This is a genomic window from Psychromicrobium silvestre, assembly GCF_013408295.1.
GTDB classification, from domain to species: Bacteria; Actinomycetota; Actinomycetes; order Actinomycetales; family Micrococcaceae; genus Renibacterium; species Renibacterium silvestre.
Map to the genome: position 1 here is coordinate 1,630,043 of NZ_JACBYQ010000001.1, position 19,706 is coordinate 1,649,748.

A 19,706-nucleotide genomic window follows, 5' to 3' on the forward strand; every position below is an offset into this window, starting at 1 on the left:
AGATCAAGGCATGAGCCTGACGCCCTACGAAGACCTGTTACGCGATGTTCTGGCACACGGGACTCACAAATCGGATCGTACCGGCACCGGAACCCGCAGCGTTTTCGGTCGGCAGATCCGCTTTGACCTCTCCGAATCCTTTCCGCTCATCACCACCAAACGGGTGCACTTCAAATCCGTGGCGATGGAACTGCTCTGGTTTCTTCGCGGCGACTCCAATGTGCGGTGGTTGCAGGAAAACGGCGTGAAGATCTGGAATGAATGGGCGGACGACGACGGCGAGCTAGGCCCGGTCTATGGCGTTCAGTGGCGCTCCTGGCCAACCCCGGACGGCGAGCATATCGACCAGATTGCCGAGCTGATCAAAAACCTGAAAGCCAACCCGGATTCGCGCCGACATATTGTCTCCGCCTGGAACGTCTCGGAGCTGTCCAAAATGGCGCTTCCTCCTTGTCACGCTTTTTTCCAGTTCTACGTGCAGCCCTCCGAAGACGGTCCCGGGAAGCTCTCCTGCCAGTTGTATCAACGCAGCGCGGATATGTTCCTGGGCGTCCCCTTCAATATCGCCTCTTACGCCCTGCTGACCTTGATGGTGGCACAGCAGGTAGGCCTGGAACCCGGCGAATTCATCTGGACCGGTGGCGACACACACATCTACGACGATCACGTAGAACAGGTCGCCGAACAGCTCAGTCGGCAGCCCTACCCCTATCCTCAGCTGAAAATCACCCGGAAGCCAGACTCGATCTTCGACTACAACTACGAAGACTTTGAGGTACTCAACTACCAGCACCACCCAACTATCAAAGCCCCGATCGCGGTATGAGTTCTTCCGGAGCCGTGCCAAAGATAGGTATGATCTGGGCGCAAACTCCTGACGGCGTGATCGGCAATCAGGGCACCATGCCTTGGCGGGTGCCCGAGGACATGGCACATTTCAAGAACGTCACCACAGGGCATCCGGTGATCATGGGACGGCGCACCTGGGAGTCCTTTCCGGCGAAGTTCCGTCCTTTGCCGGATCGAACGAATATTGTCCTTACCTCGGACCTGGAGTGGTCCACGACGCCGGAAGCCGCCGGGGCGGTCGCGGTACCAACACTTGAAGAGGCCTTAGTGGTGGCCGCCGGGACGGCGGGCTCGGAGGAAGTTTGGATCGTGGGCGGCGGGCAGGTCTATGCTCAAGCACTATCCTCGGCAAGCCTCGCGGTGCTAACCATCATCGACCTCGCCGTCGAGGGCGACACCTATGCGCCGAAACTTGGAGCCGAATGGACCCTGAGTACCGCCGAGCCACCCGCAGGCTGGCATGAATCGCGGGCTGGTGCCCGGTACCGCTTCGAATGGTGGACCCGCTAGGGTTCGCTGCTTTCGATCCGTGACCGAAGAGTCGACACCCCGGGTCCCTGAAGCTGCTCAAGGTAGGCGCTACGTCCGGCCATCGTCATCACCAAAGCAAGAGTCGGTCCAGTAACCGCTGCTCCGCTTCCCGCGCTGAAGGGCCCGTCATCCGCCCTGAGCTGGAGCCCTGAGGCTTGGGTGCGGCTAGCAACCGCGAAGTTGCGGCTCACGTAAAATTCCGCGACTGCGGTTAGCGCCTCGATGCTTGGTTGCTGAGAGATGCCCAATGGATGACGAATATCCTGGGCGTGTACAACCACTTCCCCCAAATATGCCGGAGTATGGGAGGAAGGGGCAATATTGTTGTTGATCACGGCGCGAAACCGTGCCAGAGTCTCCTCCGGGCTGCTACCGCGGTGCTCTTCCAATCGACGCTGGTTATGTACATCGGCTCGAAAACCAGCACCGAGCATGCTTCGCATCCAGCGCCCCTGATTCAGGCTCGCCGCAGCGATGAGGTGAGCGACGACGTCCTCAACATCCCATTGTCCGCATAGCGTCTCGTGCTTCCACTGCTCAGCGCTGAGAACTGCAAGGTCCTCAGCAAGTCCGGCGCGCTCAGCATGTACAAGCGCCCAAAGTTCAGTATCCGAAGATTTCGCCATTCTAGCCGCTCACCCCCGTTTCTCGGTTCCTCTGGTTCAGCCTAGCGAACCCAACCCTACGCCTACTCGCGAACACCCCGGCTATGGCTGCCCTTCGATCAAGACCCGAGCTCGCTCAGAGCCGCCAAAAGACGATCGATATCGCCGTCGTTCAGATATGGAGCCATACTGATTCGAAGTCCCCCTTGAGTTCCCAGACCCAGTACTCGACTTGCCGAATCCGCATAGAAGGTTCCGTGGGCTGCTGCAATATTCTTTGAGGCCAAAAACTGCCCGGCGGACTCCGGAGTGTGATCGTCAAAAGTCAGAAGAAGCGTTGAGGTGCGTCGCTCTGCTCGCGAATGGACCCGCACGCCTTCGAGCGTTGCGAGAAATTCCTCCAGCCGAGACCGCAGCATCAGATCGTGATGTTCCACGGAAGCCATCGAGTTGAGAATTTTTTCCCGCCTGCTCTTCGCTCCCCCAGCGTCTAGTTCGGCAATGAAGTTAACCACCGCCGTCGTACCGCTAAGTAGTTCATAGGGAAGCGTGCCGAGTTCGAACCGTTCGGGGACCCGCTCCGTGGACGCCGTTAATTTGTCGGGATGAATTTGTTCAAGCAGGGAAGGATCGGCCGCAAGAGTCGCGCCATGCGGCCCCATGAACTTATAGGCCGAACAAACGAAGAAATCGGCGCCGAGCAGCTCGACGGAGATGGGAGCATGTGCCGCCAGATGCACGCCGTCCACATAAACAAAGGACCCGTACTGGTGGGCGAGTTTGGCAATCCTCGCCACATCCGGACGGGTTCCCAGAAGATTTGATGCCCCACTTACCGCCACCAGCCGGGTGCGTTCATCGATAGCCGAAAGTGCGGAAGAATAATTCAGATCGGTGGTTACCGGATCCAGGTCAATCCATCGTACGGTCACCCCGGCTCTCCTCGCCGCTACCAGCCAAGGAGCAACATTGGATTCGTGATCCAGACGGGTGAGCACAATATTGTCATCAGGTTTCCAAAGCTTCGAAAGTGCCCGGGAGAAGTCCATAGCGATCTGGGTGGCGCTACGCCCGTAGACAATGCCCCGAGGAGAGGCTCCCAAAAAGTCTGCCATCGCCTGTCGATACTCTTCGACAACATCCTCGCTATTTCGCGCCGATGGGGTCAAGGAGCCACGGTTTGAACCGGGAGCGCACAGGGTACGAGAGATGGCTTCAGCCACCTGACGCGGAGTCTGAGTTCCGCCGGCGCCATCGAAGAACGCAGTGTCTTCCGCCAATGCAGGAAAGTTGGTGCGGATACGATCTATGTTCAACAAAAGACGGTCATCTCCTCATTTTACTTATTTTCGTAAAGTTTTTTATGTAATTCATTGAATATTCAAAGGCTAGGGGGTAGTTTCGTTTAATGTCAACCAAGACTTGAACTCGGTGATCTTCGACGAAGAAGAAGCCAGATCAGCCTCCAAGCGCTCGGTGTGCTAGGAGTAGTGCGAGCGGCGAAACGGTGTCCCCCGTCCGCACCTCGTCAAAATTCAGAGGAGTCCGACGATGGAATCACCAGCACAGTCCTCAGTAACGCCTGCACAACGAAACAACGCCTTCGACGAGGAGCGAAAAGGTTATAAAAAGGCGCTCAAGCCGCGTCAAATTCAAATGATGGCTCTGGGAAGCGCAATCGGCTCGGGCCTCTTCATGGGTTCGGGCGGGCGACTTGCCTCCGTTGGGCCTTCACTTTTCATTGCCTTCGCCATCTGCGGCGTATTCTCGTTCTTCGTCGTTCGAGCCTTGGGCGAACTCATCGCGCACAGACCAACCTCAGGGTCCTATATTTCCTACGCCAGGGAGTTCCTCGGCGAACGCACGGCATTCGTGGCTGGATGGCTCTATTTCCTGATGTGGGCGACCGCTGCGGTAGCGGATATCACCGCCGTCGCACTCTATGCGCACTTCTGGTCTGCCTTCACCTCTGTGCCCCAGTGGGCGCTGGCCCTCATCGCGCTAGTGCTGGTTCTCCTGCTCAATCTGCTTTCGGTCAAGATATTCGGTGAACTTGAGTATTGGTTCGCACTCATAAAGGTGGGAACTTTGACCGTGTTCTTGATCGTGGGGGCGGTGGTCCTTGCGGCCGCCTGGCCGCTGCGGACAGGGACCGAGAGCGTTACCCCGGGCATCCATCTTTGGGCGGAGAATGGCGGCATCTTTCCGGCCGGCGTCCTTGCAACAGTCCTGGTGATCCAGGGCGTTATTTTTGCCTTCTCCGGAACGGAGTTGGTCGGCACCGCCGCCGGTGAAGCGCAAAATCCGGAAAAGACAATGCCTAAGGCCATCCGATCCGTGATCTACCGGATCGCCATCTTCTACGTGGGTTCCATTCTGCTACTCACGCTTTTGCTACCGTTTACCGCCTACCAAGCCGGCCAAAGCCCCTTTGTCACCTTCTTCGCCAGCCTCGGCAATGGCCAATTTGGTCAGATTGCCGGATCTGCAATGAACTTCGTGGTGCTCACCGCGGCCTTATCCTCGCTCAACGCTGGACTTTACTCCACCGGGCGAATTCTGCGATCAATGTCCCTGGCTGGTTCCGCGCCTCGATTTACCGCCAAGATGAACCGTGCCGGTGTGCCCTACGGTGGAATTCTCCTCACCGTAGTCTTCGCCATCTTGGGCGTTGTGCTGAACCTCTTCATCCCTAGCCAAGCCTTCGAAATCATGCTCAATCTTGCCGCAATCGGGGTTATCTCGGCCTGGGTGACGATCCTGCTCTGCCAGATCAGGCTGCGCCAACGGGCTCAGGCTGGATTGCTCCAGCGACCGGCCTTCCGGCTCCCCGGAGCACCAGCAACCGCCTATATTTCGCTGGTGTTTTATCTCGGAGTTTTTGTACTCATGTGCTTCGACTACCCCTCCGGAACCTGGACGGTCGGAACCTTCGTAGTGATCGGAATCCCGCTACTCATCGTGGGCTGGTTCGCCAGCCGCAAGCGGATCTTCGCGATCGCCGAAGGCGTTGGTACCGAGGAAAAACAAGCAAGCTAAACTGGGTGTCACCCCTTCCGAGCTAGAACAGTACGGAGAAACATGAGCGAGAGACCCCTTCAAGGGCTGGCAGCCCGGTTTAACGGAAAAACCGAGCCGGTGGACGTCGATGCGGTCGATCTGGAGCTCCTCAGAGCGCTCGCGGAGGACAGCCGGTCGAGCCTTAAAAGCCTCGCGCAGCACGTTGGGCTGTCTTCCCCCGCGGTATCCGAGCGCATCAGCAGACTCTCCGCTAAAGGGGTGATCCGAAAATTCAGTCTGGACATTGATTGGTCAACTCTTGGCTACTCAACTTGCAGCTACATTTCGCTAAGCGTCAAATCTGGAGTCGACCGAAACCTAGTCTTCGGGGCGCTTCTCGAGTTGCCAAGCGTCGAGGAAATCTCGATCGTCACCGGCGGGCGCGATTTCCTGGTGAAACTGCGCACCGCGGGGTTTGATGATCTCCGCCGTGTCCTGGCCGAAGAGTTATGGATCATCGAAGGTGTTGAGACCACCGAAACCCAGATGGCTATCTATCTTCAGGAAGTCAACGACGTTGCCGAACGACGCATTGAGGCGATCAAAGGAAAGAAGAATCCGAACGGTTGACCGGTATTGACTTCAAGCTTTGAGGGACCGTCATCTAGTTCTTCGTGCACCGAGCACCCCCGTACGATGGAGAGATGAATTCTTCCTTGCACAGGGTAGGTTTCGTCGGTTGGCGGGGCATGGTTGGTTCCGTGCTGCTGCAGCGAATGCAACAGGAGGGCGATTTCGCCCGGATCGAGCCGACGTTCTTCTCCACCTCGAATAGCGGCGCCCCCGCCCCTAAACTCAGCGAGGGCGAGACCGGCGTACTCCTTGACGCCTACGACCTGGAAGCCCTGGCCGCTCTGCCGATGATCGTGACCGCCCAGGGCGGGGACTACACGGCAGCCGTCCACCCGCAGTTGCGCGCCCGTGGCTGGGACGGGCTATGGATCGATGCAGCTTCGACGCTGCGGATGGCGGAGAGCTCCATCATCGTGCTGGACCCGGTGAACCGAGACGTCATCGATGCCGGGCTAGCCTCCGGGGTAAAAGACTTCATCGGCGGGAACTGCACCGTTTCCTGCATGCTGATGGGCTTGGGCGGCCTATTCCGCAACGGGCTCGTCGATTGGGCCACCTCGATGACCTACCAGGCAGCCTCGGGGGGAGGAGCCAAGCATATGCGTGAGCTGCTTTCTCAGTTCGGCGAGATCCACGGTGCGGTCGCCAGCGAACTCGCCGATCCGGCGTCGGCCATCCTGGAGATCGATCGCGGGGTACTGGCCGCCCAAAATAGCGTTGATAGCACCCAGTTCGGCGCCACCCTGGCTGGCTCACTGATTCCATGGATTGATGCTGATCTGGGTAACGGTCAGTCTAAAGAGGAATGGAAGAACGACGCGGAGACCAATAAGATCCTGGGTCTTTCCGATGCCGAACGAGTTGTCATGGACGGGTTATGCGTCCGGATTGGTGCCATGCGCACTCACTCCCAAGCTCTCACCATCAAATTGCGTGAGGATCTTTCCGTGGCGGAGATCGAGGGCTTGCTTGCTGCGGATAACGAATGGGCCACCGTGGTGCCGAACACCAAGGATGCCACCCTCAAGGCGCTAACTCCGGTGGCAACCTCCGGCACCCTGTCCATCCCGGTGGGGCGGATTCGCAAGCTGGAGATGGGCCCGGAATACATTAGCGCCTTCACCATCGGTGACCAGCTGCTCTGGGGTGCGGCAGAACCGCTACGTCGAATGGTGAATATCGCCATCGGCGCACTCTGAGCTAAGCATCCAAGCCGGACCTCAGCGCTCTAGGAATCGTCGATAGCGCTCACCCGCCAGTTCTGCCGAGCGATGTACCGCTGGACTCAACTCCCGGAAGGGAAGAAGTTCGACGTCGGCACTCGCCTTCGGCGGCTTCCGCCAGGTACCGACCACCTTGCCGCCGTGAACGATGGTGGGCATGAACACGCCGTTATTACCCGGGACGATCCGCGGCGCATACTCCGCCTCAAGCGCAGCCGAGCGATCGGCGTAACCCAGTAGAAGTTCGTCAAAGCCCGGCAGCAGCAAAACACTGCGAGCGCCCGCTACCGGTGCATCCAGCAGCACGGGGTTCAGGAAATACTCCTGGCCACCAGACTCCACTACGGCGAGCTCTCCCCGCACCGCGGCCAAGCCCAGCCTGGCGTCCTTCAGCGGAAGTTTGGTCCACCAACAGAAATCGCTGAGGGTCGCGGGGCCGTGTGAGCGGAAATACCGCAGCACGAACTCGGCCAGGGCTTCTTCCCTGGACAAGGTGCGTGGGCTGCGAATCCACTCGGCGGAGGCCACAAAAAGCTGTTTATTACCGCGCAGTGGGCCCTGCACCAGGTGTCCTTGCATGCACAGGGAGCCAAGAAGGTGTATTCCTCGCTGTCCCTCCACGGACTGCCCCTGCGCCGAAAACCGTGCCAGGAGTTCCTCCCGACTCAATCCGCTGGAGCCGGTGGCGGCAATCGCAATATCGCGAGCTTCAGCCAAATCCGAGGAGGTGATACTCAATTCTCGGTGTCGGGTAGTCATTGAGGTAATGATTCTCTCTCCGGTCAGGGAGAGAATCCAGCCCAGATCCTCCGGGGCGCAGACGTGTAAGGTTCCGCGCATCGGCCAGGAGCGCACCAGCGCTCCGGTATCGAAAGCCTGCCGCACCGCCCAAAGCGCGGGTTTGCGCATTCGCAAACCCAGCGAGAGAAGCACCCCCGGTAGGTCCTGCCCCTGCATGGCCAGCATCCAGCGCGCTAGCTCCACCGGGTTGTCGACCGTCTTTGAACTCGATGAATCACCGGGGGCCTGAGTGCTGAGATTCTGGGCACCAATAAGTCGCTGGCTCAGCAGCCGAAGACGGGCCAGGGTGGTGCTGGTGACTTTCATGCCACCATTGAACCATTCAGCACCGACGGTACCGAGCTGCCCTTAGCGCGCGCTACGCAATTGCGCCGTCACCGGGCACTCGAAAGGATCCCGTTGACCTAAGCCAACCCGGTTCAAATAACGCATCACAATGAGGTAGGAGGGCCAGAGCTTGGTTTCGGTGTACTTGATACCGCGCTCTGCACAGAAGGCACGAACGATCGGTTGGGCTCTGCGCAGATTACGTGAGGACATAGTTGGAAAAAGGTGGTGTTCAATCTGATAATTCAATCCGCCCATCCCGGCGTCCACTAGCCAGCCGCCGGAAATATTGCGGCTCATCAGGGTCTGCCGGCGGAGGAAATCGATTTTGACGTTCTTGGGCACCAGCGGCATACCCTTATGGTTCGGTGCAAAGGAGCCGCCCATATAGAGGCCAAAGGTTGCTAAATGCACTCCCATGAAGGCTAGGCCGATCCCCGGGCCGCAGACCAGCATCGCGGCCACGAAGACCCCGAGCAGCCGCACCACGAGGAAGCCAATCTCCCAGCGCCGCTGCGGCACAGTTTCGCGGAAGCTGAAAACTCGCTTGACCGCATCAACGTGCAGGCCTAGGCCCACTAAGGTCAAGAGCGGGAAGAAAAAATACCCTTGATGCGCCGCGAACCAGCGCGGAAATCCTTTTCGCTTCAAGGCATCATCCGGATCAAAGACCACGGTGCCCGCGGAAATGTCCGGGTCGGAATCGATCTTATTGGGGTTGGCGTGATGTTTGCCATGCTTGTACATCCACCAGCCGTAGCTCAGACCGACGAAGAGATTACCAACCACTCGTCCGGTCCATTCATTGGCCTTAGCGGAGGCGAAGATCTGCCGATGCGCGGCGTCGTGCGCTAGGAATCCTGCCTGCGCGCAGAAAAAACTGAAGACGACAGCTGTCAAAAGCTGCCACCAAGACTCTCCAAAGTACCAAAACATCACCCCAGTAGCGATAAAGCCCAGTCCTAAGCGGATCATCCGGCCTACGTACCAACCGATGTCTCGTCTCATCAGGCCTGCATCTCGCACTTGCTCAGCCAGCTCGATGAACTCGACTGCCTGTTGGTTCCTGACTGGGCGTGAGCCCCGGTCTACTGCTGCCGTGGACATTTGACGCCTCCCGCTGAAGATCCTGAACACTTTCAGGCTAGGCAACACATTTCAGCCGAAGCATCCCCCGGAGGAACCGTTCCTGCCCCCTACCGCGGTAGGGTGTGAAGATGCCGGACAATCACCCTGCTTCGGAGCAAGATCTGCTCGCCGGGGCCGCTATTCGGCTCAAGATGGCCCGCAGCCGGGCGAAGAAAACCCTCAACGAACTCTCTGCGGAAACCGGCATCTCGGTGAGCACGCTATCCCGCCTGGAATCGGGACAACGCAAGCCCACCCTGGAGTTGCTGCTCAAGCTTGCCCGGGTTCACGGTGTGAGTCTGGACGAGCTGGTTGGCGACGGCAAGGTCGGAGATCCAAGGATCAGGCCACAGGCTATCGAGGTAAACGGCCGAAGGATGCTTCCGCTGAGCCGACAAGCCGGAGGGATCCAGGCCTATCAGGTTCTGATTCCGGCTGGCCCGCGGGAAGAACCCGCCGAACCGGTCAGCCACGAGGGCTATGAATGGCTCTACGTACTCTCCGGAAAGCTACGCCTCTTACTCGGCGAACATGATCTGGTACTCAAAACCGGCGAAGTTGCCGAATTCGACACCCATACCCCGCACTGGATCGGCCGCGCAGAGGAATCCGCGGTGGAATATCTAACCCTCTTCGGTCCACAGGGCGAACGCCTGCACGTGCGTGCCCGACCCCGCGGCCGCTGAGTTTCAGCCCAGCGCTATCGTCGCGGCTAGGCTGGCTCCCACCCGGTAACCCTGAGCGGCGGCGTGTACCAATTGCGCACCCGGATCGGTCACGTTCCCGGCTGCCCACAGCCCCGGTACACCGGTCTGTCCGCTCTGATCAACCCTCACAAACGGCCCGAAGGGCGTCTCCCCCATGGCTGCGCCCAGGCTGCGCAAAATCTCATCGTGTGGCTGCATTCTGCTCAGGAAATAGAAGGCTTGGGCAGGGAGAACCCGACCATCAGCCAACCGCACACCGCGGAGCCGTGGCACGCCCGCGGAGTCGCCGTCGGACTCCAGCGCGGCCACCTCGCCCTCTTGCAGGGCGACCCCACGTTGAACTAGCTGCTCCAGCGCGGCCGCATTCTCGGCTATCAATTGTTGAGAGCCGACGACGGTCAATTGCCCGGTCAGCCTGCTCACCAACGCTGCCCGGTGAAGATCTATCCCGCTGGTGGCCCAGAACACCGTGCGCAGGTCTCTCGCCTCCCAGCCATGGCAGAAGGGACAGACCAAGGCATCCCGCCCCCAGAGTTCGGCAAGACCCGGAAGCTCGGGAAGCTCATCCTTAACTCCGGTGGCCACCACAAGTTGGCCGGCTTGCAGTGAGCCTCCACTGGCGAGCTCTAACTGAAATTCTCCGGAGGTCTTGGTGGCTACCAGAACCTCATCGTGCAACAGTTCCACACCATAAGCGGCGACTTCTTCCTGGGCCAGCCTCAGCAGCTCGGCGGGGCTTGCCCCATCCCTGGTCAAGTAGCCCTGCGAATGCGCCGCAACGGCGTTACGGGGCTTGCCCGCATCCACCACAACAACTCGCAAGCGCATTCGGGCCGCCACCAAGGCAGCACTCAACCCGGCTAGACCCCCGCCAACAACGATGACATCGATATGAGATGCGTTATCCATCTCCCCAGCATGCAATCGCTTTCCGCAATTCAGCAAATAATTTGCTACTTCGGCAAATCAGTTAATTATCCACAATATGTATATTAGTGATTGACAAAGACTCGGCTACTTATTTACGCTCTGAGGCAAGCCTTCGAGCTCGAAGGCTCCCGGTCCTGACCGGGAACAACCACGTTAGGAAAGAGGAGAACCATGAGTAGCTCAACCGCCTTGCCCGAAGCGATCGAAACAATGCCTGGAAAGGTCATGCCCGAAGTCTTGAAGGAGCTCGACTTCGAAATCAGTGGCGCACTTGTTACCCCAGCCACCATGGACAACAACACCACCGTGACGTTGTCCTCGTCATGCACCGGTCGTCCGCAGCAGCCCACCCGTCCGTAATCACCATGGACGCCACCTACGCTCTCGCGCCGGGAGTACGCCAAGCGGATTTCGAGGATTCCTACGTCTTGGTCTGCGGTAAATCCATCGTGAGATTCCGCGAGAATCAAGATCTAGCAAAGGCGCTTTTCGGCTTCCTACAGAGCCCTCGCACCGTTGAGGAGGTGGCGGGAGGCGTCCCGGGCCTCGACCGGCCCGGGCGTCTCCTGGCAGCGCTGCATTCCGCTGGCATACTCAGTAGGCCATCTGGCCTGATCGGCCAGCTCATTGGCCTCGCTGCTTCAGCGGGAACTGACACCTTCTACTTAGACATTCCGGTCGAACTCGAGTCCCGCCTGCCACACACCCTCGGAAGCTCTAACGGACTGAGCCTTACTCCAGGCGAGCAGCGAACTCCGACCATAGTTATCCGCTCCGGCGTCCCGGAAATGATAGAACGGTGCAGGCAGCTCTGGGCTACAGAGACCTGCCATCTTCCGGTGCTTCCCTTCGACGGCGGAAAACTCATTATTGGGCCAGCGGTAGTGCCCGGTCTGACGGCTTGCTTCGAATGCCTGATGGCTCGGAAGGCCGCGATGACCGATTGGCCGGATGAATACCTGCGCTTTCATCAGGGCATCTCCGCCGGAGGGTTCACCGACGCCGATCTGGCCCTAGGAGTCAACCTCGCCCTGAGATTGGCTCAGGGTGCCTTCTCGCAGCAATTGGGCGAGCTAATTGGCGCCTGCACGGTCTTCGATCCCATCTCCCTCACCATGTACAGCTCAAGAGTTTGGAGTGTTCCCCGGTGCCCCACATGTTCCAAGAGCGGGAAGTTGTCGACCAGCTATCCATGGCTCGCCCCAACCCACTCCGCAGCGGCATTATCGGCCCCGATCTAGGACTGATTCCGGCGGTCCAACCGATCCGGGTGCGTCCGGGGTGGATTAATGCACCTGCTCTGGTGGTGCACGGCCCTCGTTTGCCAAGCTTCGTTGGTGCGAATCTACCCAGCCAGTCCTCCACAGGCTTCGGATTAGGGGCGGAGCAGCTTTTTGGATCCGCCTGCGGAGAGTTCATCGAACGCTATTCAGCTGGCATCTTGCCCACCAGCAATATCAAATTCCCGGCATCCGAAAAAATCCCGGCGAAGGAATTCCAACAATTCACCTCGGAGCAGTACAGCAGCAGCGAATTCCCCTATGTCCCACCGGAGTCGCTGGAACGCCTCCCCTATACCCGTGCATTTGGAGCCTTAGATCACCGGCCGGTGGCGGTACCAGCGGATCTGGTACACCTCAATCCCAGCAGCGAACGGCAGTGGTGCACCATCACCTCCAGCGGTTTAGCCGCAGGGAGGAACTACGGCATGGCCGCCCGGGCAGCCATCTTCGAACTGATCGAGCGAGATGCCTTTATGTGCGCTTGGTATGGCCGGCGCAGTGGCGTCTGCCTGAGCTTGCCGGAGAATGTCCCCACCCACTTTTCGGCTGAACTCAGGGGCATCTGCCGGCAGCTGGAACTTCTTGGCGTCACCATCACCCTGGTTCGATTCGAAGGAGTAGGCGGCGTTCCGGTAGTGCTCTCCTGCGCACGCTCGGCCTCCGTGGGCTTAGCCGTCGGTTGCTCGGCAAAAGCGGATATTCGGGCTGCTATGACGGCTGCCTTCATTGAGTCCGTGCACACTCACAACTGGGCTCATCGGATGCGAGAGGAAACGCCGGATATCTCCGCGATCAATGACCTGGAGGATCACATTGCCTTCCATGCCCAAGCCGCCAATCGCAACACCAACTCCTTCCTGGATTCAGGTCCGGCGGTGAGCGAGGCGGATTTCATTGCCGATGGCGGGTATGGCCTAGCCGAGACCCTCGAAGCGGCCGAGCGTGCGGGCTGGGACATCTGGCTGGCCGACGTCCGCTCCCGGGATGTGGCGGCTCAGGGCTGGCATGTCATTCGCGCACTGAGTCCACAGGCAGCGACCTTGGACGTCGACGAACCGCACCTGCGCCAGCATCCCGGTGCCCTACACACCACTCCCCATCCATTCCCCTAAACAAGGAGCATCGTGAGCACCTTACCCGAGAAAGTCCTACCTTGGGCAAAGCTGGACGATCCAGCGGAGAACTATCACCTGGCCTCAAAACTGAGCAGATGGGTCAGCGCATCTTCCTCCGCGATGTATGCACATGAGTTGGTCAATGACCCGGAGGCGTTGGCAAGTTTCGGGGTGCCTAGCGCTAGCTATCCCGGCACGGAGCGTTATGAGCTCAAATCATCCAGTTGGGGCTCTAGGGTCTCCGAGGTGCTGCGTGCCAGGCACTCCGCGCAGTCATTTTCGGCAGCGCTAGTGAGCACCCAAATTTTCAGCACCATCCTCCGGGAGTCGGCCTGCGTGACGGAAAGCTACGGGCGCGGCACACCTTCGGCAGGCGGACTCTATCCCATCGATATCTACCTTTGCGTCAATTCGGTGCAGGGACTGCCGCCGGGGATCTATTCGCTAGACCCCTTTGCCGCCGTCGTAAACCGACTGCCACTGCGAGAGGATCCGCGAGCCTTCCTGCAAGAGACCTTGGTCTTCCAGAACCTCGCCGAGAACTCTGCCTTCCACGTTTTCTTCGTGGCCTCGATGGCTCGCCTCCGGATCAAGTACGGGCAACGTTCCTATCGTTTTGCGCTCATTGAAACCGGGCACCTGGCCCAAGCGATGATTATGTGCGCGCAGGAGTATGGACTAGCCAGTTGCCCGGTGGGTGGGTTCATCGATCAGAACGTGGATGATTTGCTCTGCCTCGACGGAGTGGAGCAATCGGTGCTTTATAGCGTGGCCTTCGGCCAACCGGATTACCTCGAAGGCAGGCGCGCATGAGCGGCAACGCAATGGTTAGTTGGCAGCGGGTGAGCAAAGAATACGCAGGCAAGCCCGCATTATTGGACTTTTCCCTAGACCTTGGCCCGGGAGTGCACTGCCTTTTAGGGCCAAATGGCGCCGGGAAGACCACTGCGCTGAACATTCTGACCGGCATCCGATCGGCCAGTTCGGGAGAGGTTCAGCTGCTCGGTCAGCGCGTCAGCCGAGGCGGCAAACAAGCCAGATCACTAGGTTGCGTGCCTCAGTCACTGTCCTTCCCGCCAACACTCAAGGTGGTCGAGGTTCTTCGCTTTATTGCCGTGCACTACCCGGATCCGCTTGACTTCGCCGAATTGGAGACGAAATTAGACCTTGCGGGAATCCTCCCCAAGCAGTGTGGCAGTCTCTCCGGAGGTCAGCTGCGGAGGCTCGGAATCGCCGCCGCCATCATGTCGAACGCACCCGTGCTCATCCTGGACGAGCCGCTCGCGGGCCTGGATATTGACGGGCGGGCAGCGGTGCGTCACTTACTCCTGGAGCAACAAGAACAAGGCCGCTGCGTGATCATGGCCTCACATGACTACGCCGAGATTGAGGCCACCGCCGATACCGTCACCCTGATGCAGGATGGCCGCAAACTAGCCACCGGCAGCATCGCGGAGATCAGGGACACCTTGGACATCTCTTACCTCAGCTTTGAATCCCCGGCAGCGCCGCCCACCGAGCTAGCGACGTTAGGCACCTTGCAGGAACTCGGAGCCGGACGCTACCGATTGATCACCAAACAGCCCGATCCGGCTAGCAAGCTCATTGTGGAACTAATCCCCCAGCCACGACTGCAGATCTCCCAGTCATCCCTTGAGGACGCGGTGAGCAACTTGTTGAAGAAGGAGGCCGGGCAATGAAATACCTGGTGGAATACGTACGGATTCAGTTCCTGGAGCTGCTCCGATTGCCGTCCTTCTTCCTGCCGCTGGTGGCTCTTCCCGCGGTTTTCTATCTGATGGCCGGGGCACGTAGCGGACCGCTCGCGGGAATCTCGCTGTTCAGCTATCTGGCCTTCGCCATTATGGGCACCATGATGTTCCAATTCGGCGTGGGTATCGCGGCGAACCGGAATGATCCTTGGAATCTCTATCTTCTAACCCTGCCTGCCAGTTCCAGGCTCCGAATAGGCTCGCAATTGCTCACCGGCTTGGTGTTCGCCGTCCTCTTCGCGCTCCCGCTCTTGGCCATCGGTTTATTCAATGGAGCATTGCTGTCGATCAGCCCGGCAGGTTTGGGGATGGGAGCAGCAGCGCTTTTGATCGGCGGTGTGGTCCACGGTGCGCTGGGCTTGGCTCTGGGTTACTGGCTGCCGGTGAGAGGAGCCACTCCGATCACCAGCCTGCTGTACTTCCCCTTGTCCTTTGTCGGTGGACTGTTCGGGCCGGTGGATTTGGGAGCCTTGCAAGTTCTGCACGATTTCAGCCCCACCGGGGCATGGACCGATCTGATCGCCGGGGCGCTGGCCGGATCGGTGCCCTGGAGGGCCCTGTTAGTGCTGGGGATCTACTTCCTGCTCTGCGGAACAGCCGCAGTATTGGGCTACCGCCGGGTAGAGCAGACCCAGTATCGCTGAGTTCGGGGAGCCCACCCGTTGCGGTTCAGAGCTCGCAGCCAATCAGTAACGGCTCCGGGTGCAGCACGATGCCAAACCGCTCGGCTACCCCGGCACGGACGGCACGGGCGACGGCGAGCAGGTCTTCGGCGCGTGCCTCACCTCTGTTGGTCACAGCCAGCGAATGCTTGGTGGACAGGCTAGCCCGCCCACCGCTTAGCTCCAGCCCGAAGCCCTTTTGGAACCCCGAGTGCGAGATCAGCCAGGCAGCGCTGAGCTTCACTTCTTGGCTTCCCTCCACCGGATAACGTGGTGCGGTCTCCGGCAGGGTTTCAGCCACCGAGGGAGCGACAATCGGATTGGTGAAAAAAGATCCGGTCGAATAGCTGTCCCGGTCTTGGGAATCAAGCACCATCCCCTTTGCCGAGCGCAACTCCAACACGGCCCGACGAACGTCAAGGGCATAGGCACGCTCACCAATGGACACACCCAAGCGGGAGGCCAATTCTGCGTAGCGGATTGGGGCGCTCATTCGACCCAAAGCCAATTGAAACTCAACGGTGAGTACCACGTAGCGGGGCGAGCCCGCCGTCGTCGCTCGTTTAAGAGCCGAGTCCCGATAGCCGAAACCAATCTCCGAATTGGTCATCGTGGTTACTTTGCTCAGTTGGCGGTCCCAGACCCTGATCGCGGCTATGGTCTGCGAAACATCTGCGCCGTAGGCACCCACATTCTGCACGGGAGTCGCACCGGTTGAGCCCGGGATGCCCGAGAGTGCTTCCAGACCGCTCCAGGCGTGCCGCACCGTTTCGTGGACCAATTCGTCCCAGTTCTGCCCGGCCTGGACCACCACGGAGGCACCACCACAGCTATCCTCCGAGCTGAGCTGGTAGCCCTGGCTGGCGATCTGCAATACCGTACCGTCGAAGCCCTCATCGGCAACCAGCAGATTGGAGCCACCGCCGACAATCAGCAGCTTCTCCCCAGCGGCATCGATGGAACGTACCGCCTCGATCAGTTCGGATTCCGACTCGGCACGAAGAAATTCTTTAGCCTCGCCACCCACCGCCGAAGTGGTCAAATCTGCCAATCTCATGGGTCCAAGCTTATCGCCCAGGGACCCGAGCCGAGCTCGCGAGGTTTGGGGAGGAGGATAAGCGTTATCCTCCGAGGGGCCCGAGCTACGAAGCTATCGGTTCCTGTTTCCTAGTCACCGGTGCCAGCACAAAGCTGACCACAATGAGAACCAGCACGGCTAGCAGGGAGTGCAGAATTCCGATGTGTTCACCCAACAGACCCAGCAAGGGCGGTCCGCAGAGGAATGCCCCATAGCCGATGGTGGACACCACGGACACCCGAGCGGCAGCGCGCACCGGATCGTCCGCAGCCACCGCGGACATGCCCACCGGGAAACCCAGTGAGGAGCCCAGGCCCCAGACCACCAGGGCCGCAAAGGCTAGCCAGGGCGTCGGCGCAAAAACGAAGAGCAACAATCCCAGGGCAGCGGTGGCGGAGCAGACCCTCAACACAATGACTCGGCCCCAGCGGTCCAGCACGACGGTTCCGCAGAAGCGGCCAATGGTCATGGCCGTCACGAAGACCCCATAACCCACCGCACCCAAGGCATTATCGAGGCCGTAGCCATCCGCCAGCGCAAGGGGCACCCAGTCCCCGGCAGCTCCTTCGGCCAAGGCTAAGCCCAACACCAACACCCCGATCAGCAGGGTTCTAGGTTCGCGCCAAGCTGCGGCAACCTGGCTTTTAGCGTCGAGTTTCTGACCCGGCTGAACCACGGGAATTGGGCCGGTGATCGGATCGCGAGTCATTTCGATCTTGCGTTCGGTGGAAGCCTGTGGCAAGTGAACGAAATCGGACTGGAAGCTCCGGGAAGCGATCCAAACCAGTACCGCGACGAGGACGGCGGCCACGGACAGATGCCAGAGCACCGGCAGTCCGAGGCCTGCGGCGAGCGCGCTGAGCGCCGCGCCAATCACCGTTCCGGCGCTGAACGAACCATGCAGTCTGGGCATAATGTGACGTTCTAGCGCACGTTCCAGCGCCGCGCCCTCCACATTTGAGGCCGTATTCCAGGGTGATACCCCGATGCCGATAGTGGCCAGGCCGATGCCTGCGACCACCGGGGCAGCGAATACCGTGACCCCCAAACCGGTCACAATCAGCCCCAGCGACATCACCAAGGAGCCCACCACCGTGGAGCGACGGGCACCAAGCCTGGCAACCACCAGCCCGGAGAGGGACACCGAGGCAAAGGACCCCAGACTCATGCACAGCAGCAGCCCGCCGATGGTGGCGGGAGTGAGCGAAAGCCCGTCGCGGATGGCAGGAATCCGCCCCACCCAGGAGGCAGCCCCAATACCGGACATGAAATAAGCCAGCATGACGCCATTGCGCCATCGATTCAGTTGGACTGGGCTGAGCGAGCCCGTTCTCACTTCAGACGAACAAGCGCTTGTGCCTTAACCAGCACCTTCTGGCCTTCGGCGGTCACAGTCAGATCGATGCGAGCGGTCTTCGCTTCCGGATCAAGAGCACCGACCGTGCCGATCACCTCAATCACCGCTCCGGTCTCGCTGTCCGGTACCGGTACGGGCTTGGTGAAACGGGTCTGATAATCAATCACCGCGCCCGGATCGTCCAGCCAGTCGGAGACCAGTTGCACGGCGGAACCCATGGTGAACATGCCGTGGGCAATAACCCCGGGAAGTTCAACCTCACGGGCGAACCGTTCGTTCCAGTGGATCGGGTTAAAGTCACCTGAGGCACCCGCATAACGCACCAGGTCTGCCCGGCTTACCTCAATGCTGCGGCTACCGATCTGCTCTCCGACGCTCAGCGTGGCAAGGTCGCTGCTCATTTCTCGCCCTCATTCTCTTGGCCCCTGACCAGAATGGCGGAGGTCGTAGTGGCGACCGCCTGCCCATCCGCGGTGGTGATTTCGGCTCGGGTGGTGATCATCGCGCCGCCGCCCATGGCTCGTATCGCATCGACGTGAAGTTCAGCTTGTAAAGCATCTCCGGCGACAATCGGCCGGTGATGGGTGAAGCGCTGCTCGGCGTGCACCACGCGGGAAAAGTCGATGCCGGAGTCCTGATCTTGAATGAGTAGAGCATCGGCACGCTGCGCGACAATGATCGCGAAAGTGGGCGGAGCCAACAGATCAGGATAGCCAAGCGCACGGGCGGCCTCGACGTCAAAATGAGCCGGATGGCTGGCTTTTACCGCCTGCGCAAACTCACGGATCTTCTCCCGGCCAACGTCGTACACCGCTGCGGCGGGATACACCCGGCCCAGCAGATCAGGATTGACGGACATGGCTCTCCTTAGGCAACTAAAACGTTTTCCCTAAGCCTATCCCTACGCCCTCCCAAAACTCGTACCTCGTTCCGGGTCCCTCGGGCGTTGGGGCCCACTCCGAGGGGCCCCGACTGAACTCGTGAAGACGGGGAGGAAGATAGGCGCTATTACGATTTAGCTTGCGCGAGTAGCTTCAAGGCTTCGATGACGCCTTGCAGCGATTCCAAGCCCTGTGGATAAGCCGTATCCGCGACACCTAAACCTTGGCCATGCAAGGAGGCGTTGTAATACATCCCGTCGCCAATCAGGATGATGGTCTGCGCGATGGTGGGATCGCCAATCTCCTCGCAAATGAGCTCGAACCAACGAAGCTGGATGCCAGCAAATACCGAGCGCACATGCTCCTCTTGGCCCTGAGCCAAACGCAAAGCCGCGACAATTACCCGGTCCAACTCGGAATCCGTCTGGCCTGAGGTCCGAATATAGTATTTGGCTGGCCCTTCGGGAGCTTGAGCCATCTCAGTCAAGTCGAGCTCCGCCAGTTCCTTCAGCCGTTCGATCAGCCCCTCTGCAAGGGCTTCCCGACTGCCAAAATGGTAAAGCAGACCGCCCTTAGATACCCCGGCAGCGGCGGCCACCGCGTCGAGGGTGGCCGCTCGCTCGCCGTCGTTGAGCAGCATATTTTCGAAGGCCCGCAGGATTCTGTCCCGAGCCGAAGATGTCCTTGCCATGGTCCTATTCTCCCGGTTTCCCTCATCGAGTGTGGAGATCTACACCTTTTGAGCATCGTTTGAGCTGCAGATCTCCACACTCAACTTGATAAGTGTACCGTCTGGACGGTATAGTTATCTTCAATATCAACCA

At 59.6% G+C, this 19,706-nt stretch carries 22 protein-coding genes; 12 read left to right on the forward strand and 10 right to left on the reverse strand.

Going from position 1 to position 19,706, the window contains the following annotated elements:
• Window positions 1–10 precede the first annotated feature (10 nt).
• Window positions 11–826: a thymidylate synthase gene (locus FHU41_RS07715; protein ID WP_179388976.1), complete on the forward strand. Its 816-nt coding sequence runs from the start codon at window positions 11–13 to the stop codon at window positions 824–826.
• Window positions 823–1,359, forward strand: a complete 537-nt coding sequence (locus FHU41_RS07720; RefSeq protein ID WP_179388977.1) for a dihydrofolate reductase — start codon at window positions 823–825, stop codon at window positions 1,357–1,359. Before FHU41_RS07715 ends, FHU41_RS07720 begins: the two co-directional genes overlap by 4 nt.
• Here the strand turns inward: FHU41_RS07720 and FHU41_RS07725 are convergent.
• A complete protein-coding gene (locus tag FHU41_RS07725; protein ID WP_179388978.1) occupies window positions 1,356–2,006 on the reverse strand; it encodes a maleylpyruvate isomerase family mycothiol-dependent enzyme in 651 nt (216 codons plus the stop codon). The genes FHU41_RS07720 and FHU41_RS07725 overlap by 4 nt on opposite strands.
• Before the next feature lie 98 nt (window positions 2,007–2,104).
• Entirely contained in the window at window positions 2,105–3,301 is a 1,197-nt protein-coding gene (locus FHU41_RS07730; RefSeq protein WP_246279452.1) for a cysteine desulfurase-like protein, read from the reverse strand.
• A gap of 235 nt (window positions 3,302–3,536) precedes the next feature.
• Here FHU41_RS07730 and FHU41_RS07735 point away from each other — a divergent pair, with 235 nt between their 5' ends.
• The 3 genes from FHU41_RS07735 (at window position 3,537) to asd (ending at window position 6,817) form a co-directional block, all read left to right on the forward strand.
• Window positions 3,537–5,024: an amino acid permease gene (locus tag FHU41_RS07735; protein ID WP_179388980.1), complete on the forward strand. Its 1,488-nt coding sequence runs from the start codon at window positions 3,537–3,539 to the stop codon at window positions 5,022–5,024.
• A 42-nt stretch (window positions 5,025–5,066) separates the two neighbouring features.
• Window positions 5,067–5,615, forward strand: coding sequence for an Lrp/AsnC family transcriptional regulator (locus FHU41_RS07740; protein ID WP_179388981.1), 549 nt, complete (start codon window positions 5,067–5,069; stop codon window positions 5,613–5,615).
• A gap of 74 nt (window positions 5,616–5,689) precedes the next feature.
• Complete coding sequence (gene asd / locus FHU41_RS07745; protein WP_179388982.1) at window positions 5,690–6,817, forward strand: aspartate-semialdehyde dehydrogenase; 1,128 nt, start codon at window positions 5,690–5,692, stop codon at window positions 6,815–6,817.
• 21 nt (window positions 6,818–6,838) lie between these two features.
• Here the strand turns inward: asd and FHU41_RS07750 are convergent, their stop codons facing one another.
• Window positions 6,839–7,948: a winged helix DNA-binding domain-containing protein gene (locus FHU41_RS07750; protein ID WP_179388983.1), complete on the reverse strand. Its 1,110-nt coding sequence runs from the start codon at window positions 7,946–7,948 to the stop codon at window positions 6,839–6,841.
• Window positions 7,949–7,990: 42 nt separating this feature from the next.
• On the reverse strand, window positions 7,991–9,076 hold the full coding sequence (locus tag FHU41_RS07755; protein ID WP_179388984.1) for a fatty acid desaturase family protein: 1,086 nt from the start codon (window positions 9,074–9,076) through the stop codon (window positions 7,991–7,993).
• Window positions 9,077–9,186: 110 nt separating this feature from the next.
• Between FHU41_RS07755 and FHU41_RS07760 the strand changes: the two genes are divergently transcribed.
• Window positions 9,187–9,783, forward strand: a complete 597-nt coding sequence (locus tag FHU41_RS07760) for a helix-turn-helix domain-containing protein (RefSeq protein WP_179388985.1) — start codon at window positions 9,187–9,189, stop codon at window positions 9,781–9,783.
• A gap of 3 nt (window positions 9,784–9,786) precedes the next feature.
• On the opposite strand, the gene FHU41_RS07765 is transcribed toward FHU41_RS07760, so the two are convergent.
• Entirely contained in the window at window positions 9,787–10,749 is a 963-nt protein-coding gene (locus FHU41_RS07765) for an NAD(P)/FAD-dependent oxidoreductase (RefSeq protein ID WP_343046274.1), read from the reverse strand.
• A 156-nt stretch (window positions 10,750–10,905) separates the two neighbouring features.
• On the opposite strand from FHU41_RS07765, the gene FHU41_RS07770 reads away from it, so the two are divergent.
• The 6 genes from FHU41_RS07770 to FHU41_RS07795 are packed head-to-tail and all read left to right on the forward strand — an operon-like array spanning window position 10,906 to window position 15,548.
• The gene (locus FHU41_RS07770) at window positions 10,906–11,094 is read left to right on the forward strand and encodes a hypothetical protein (protein ID WP_179388987.1); all 189 of its coding nucleotides are present in this window, start codon (window positions 10,906–10,908) and stop codon (window positions 11,092–11,094) included.
• A gap of 5 nt (window positions 11,095–11,099) precedes the next feature.
• A complete protein-coding gene (locus FHU41_RS07775; protein WP_179388988.1) occupies window positions 11,100–11,975 on the forward strand; it encodes a TOMM precursor leader peptide-binding protein in 876 nt (291 codons plus the stop codon).
• Window positions 11,891–13,129, forward strand: a complete 1,239-nt coding sequence (locus FHU41_RS07780) for a YcaO-like family protein (RefSeq protein WP_246279575.1) — start codon at window positions 11,891–11,893, stop codon at window positions 13,127–13,129. Before FHU41_RS07775 ends, FHU41_RS07780 begins: the two co-directional genes overlap by 85 nt.
• Window positions 13,130–13,141: 12 nt before the next feature.
• Window positions 13,142–13,945, forward strand: coding sequence for a SagB family peptide dehydrogenase (locus FHU41_RS07785; RefSeq protein ID WP_179388990.1), 804 nt, complete (start codon window positions 13,142–13,144; stop codon window positions 13,943–13,945).
• On the forward strand, window positions 13,942–14,832 hold the full coding sequence (locus tag FHU41_RS07790) for an ABC transporter ATP-binding protein (protein ID WP_179388991.1): 891 nt from the start codon (window positions 13,942–13,944) through the stop codon (window positions 14,830–14,832). The genes FHU41_RS07785 and FHU41_RS07790 overlap by 4 nt, the downstream gene beginning before the upstream one ends.
• Window positions 14,829–15,548 carry an ABC transporter permease gene (locus FHU41_RS07795; protein WP_179388992.1) on the forward strand — a complete coding sequence of 240 codons (720 nt, stop codon included), beginning with the start codon at window positions 14,829–14,831 and terminating at the stop codon, window positions 15,546–15,548. Before FHU41_RS07790 ends, FHU41_RS07795 begins: the two co-directional genes overlap by 4 nt.
• 25 nt (window positions 15,549–15,573) lie before the next feature.
• Here the strand turns inward: FHU41_RS07795 and FHU41_RS07800 are convergent, their stop codons facing one another.
• The 5 genes from FHU41_RS07800 to FHU41_RS07820 all read right to left on the reverse strand — a co-directional run bounded on the left by FHU41_RS07800 (window position 15,574) and on the right by FHU41_RS07820 (window position 19,573).
• Complete coding sequence (locus tag FHU41_RS07800; protein ID WP_179388993.1) at window positions 15,574–16,623, reverse strand: UDP-N-acetylmuramate dehydrogenase; 1,050 nt, start codon at window positions 16,621–16,623, stop codon at window positions 15,574–15,576.
• Window positions 16,624–16,708: 85 nt separating this feature from the next.
• Complete coding sequence (locus FHU41_RS07805) at window positions 16,709–17,926, reverse strand: MFS transporter (protein WP_179388994.1); 1,218 nt, start codon at window positions 17,924–17,926, stop codon at window positions 16,709–16,711.
• Window positions 17,927–17,976: 50 nt separating this feature from the next.
• On the reverse strand, window positions 17,977–18,402 hold the full coding sequence (locus tag FHU41_RS07810) for a MaoC family dehydratase (RefSeq protein ID WP_179388995.1): 426 nt from the start codon (window positions 18,400–18,402) through the stop codon (window positions 17,977–17,979).
• Entirely contained in the window at window positions 18,399–18,860 is a 462-nt protein-coding gene (locus tag FHU41_RS07815; protein ID WP_179388996.1) for a MaoC family dehydratase N-terminal domain-containing protein, read from the reverse strand. The genes FHU41_RS07810 and FHU41_RS07815 overlap by 4 nt, the downstream gene beginning before the upstream one ends.
• 149 nt (window positions 18,861–19,009) lie before the next feature.
• Complete coding sequence (locus FHU41_RS07820) at window positions 19,010–19,573, reverse strand: TetR/AcrR family transcriptional regulator (protein ID WP_179388997.1); 564 nt, start codon at window positions 19,571–19,573, stop codon at window positions 19,010–19,012.
• Window positions 19,574–19,706 lie beyond the last annotated feature (133 nt).

Excerpts from the sequence above, each read along its gene's own strand:
- FHU41_RS07715 (WP_179388976.1), top strand. The coding sequence starts at position 11 with ATGAGCCTGACGCCCTACGAAGACCTGTTACGCGATGTTCTGGCACAC.
- FHU41_RS07720 (WP_179388977.1), top strand. The coding sequence starts at position 823 with ATGAGTTCTTCCGGAGCCGTGCCAAAGATAGGTATGATCTGGGCGCAA.
- FHU41_RS07725 (WP_179388978.1), bottom strand. The coding sequence starts at position 2,006 with ATGGCGAAATCTTCGGATACTGAACTTTGGGCGCTTGTACATGCTGAG.
- FHU41_RS07735 (WP_179388980.1), top strand. The coding sequence starts at position 3,537 with ATGGAATCACCAGCACAGTCCTCAGTAACGCCTGCACAACGAAACAAC.
- FHU41_RS07740 (WP_179388981.1), top strand. The coding sequence starts at position 5,067 with ATGAGCGAGAGACCCCTTCAAGGGCTGGCAGCCCGGTTTAACGGAAAA.
- asd (WP_179388982.1), top strand. The coding sequence starts at position 5,690 with ATGAATTCTTCCTTGCACAGGGTAGGTTTCGTCGGTTGGCGGGGCATG.
- FHU41_RS07750 (WP_179388983.1), bottom strand. The coding sequence starts at position 7,948 with ATGAAAGTCACCAGCACCACCCTGGCCCGTCTTCGGCTGCTGAGCCAG.
- FHU41_RS07755 (WP_179388984.1), bottom strand. The coding sequence starts at position 9,076 with ATGTCCACGGCAGCAGTAGACCGGGGCTCACGCCCAGTCAGGAACCAA.
- FHU41_RS07760 (WP_179388985.1), top strand. The coding sequence starts at position 9,187 with ATGCCGGACAATCACCCTGCTTCGGAGCAAGATCTGCTCGCCGGGGCC.
- FHU41_RS07770 (WP_179388987.1), top strand. The coding sequence starts at position 10,906 with ATGAGTAGCTCAACCGCCTTGCCCGAAGCGATCGAAACAATGCCTGGA.
- FHU41_RS07775 (WP_179388988.1), top strand. The coding sequence starts at position 11,100 with ATGGACGCCACCTACGCTCTCGCGCCGGGAGTACGCCAAGCGGATTTC.
- FHU41_RS07780 (WP_246279575.1), top strand. The coding sequence starts at position 11,891 with ATGTTCCAAGAGCGGGAAGTTGTCGACCAGCTATCCATGGCTCGCCCC.
- FHU41_RS07790 (WP_179388991.1), top strand. The coding sequence starts at position 13,942 with ATGAGCGGCAACGCAATGGTTAGTTGGCAGCGGGTGAGCAAAGAATAC.
- FHU41_RS07795 (WP_179388992.1), top strand. The coding sequence starts at position 14,829 with ATGAAATACCTGGTGGAATACGTACGGATTCAGTTCCTGGAGCTGCTC.
- FHU41_RS07800 (WP_179388993.1), bottom strand. The coding sequence starts at position 16,623 with ATGAGATTGGCAGATTTGACCACTTCGGCGGTGGGTGGCGAGGCTAAA.
- FHU41_RS07805 (WP_179388994.1), bottom strand. The coding sequence starts at position 17,926 with ATGCTGGCTTATTTCATGTCCGGTATTGGGGCTGCCTCCTGGGTGGGG.
- FHU41_RS07810 (WP_179388995.1), bottom strand. The coding sequence starts at position 18,402 with ATGAGCAGCGACCTTGCCACGCTGAGCGTCGGAGAGCAGATCGGTAGC.
- FHU41_RS07815 (WP_179388996.1), bottom strand. The coding sequence starts at position 18,860 with ATGTCCGTCAATCCTGATCTGCTGGGCCGGGTGTATCCCGCCGCAGCG.
- FHU41_RS07820 (WP_179388997.1), bottom strand. The coding sequence starts at position 19,573 with ATGGCAAGGACATCTTCGGCTCGGGACAGAATCCTGCGGGCCTTCGAA.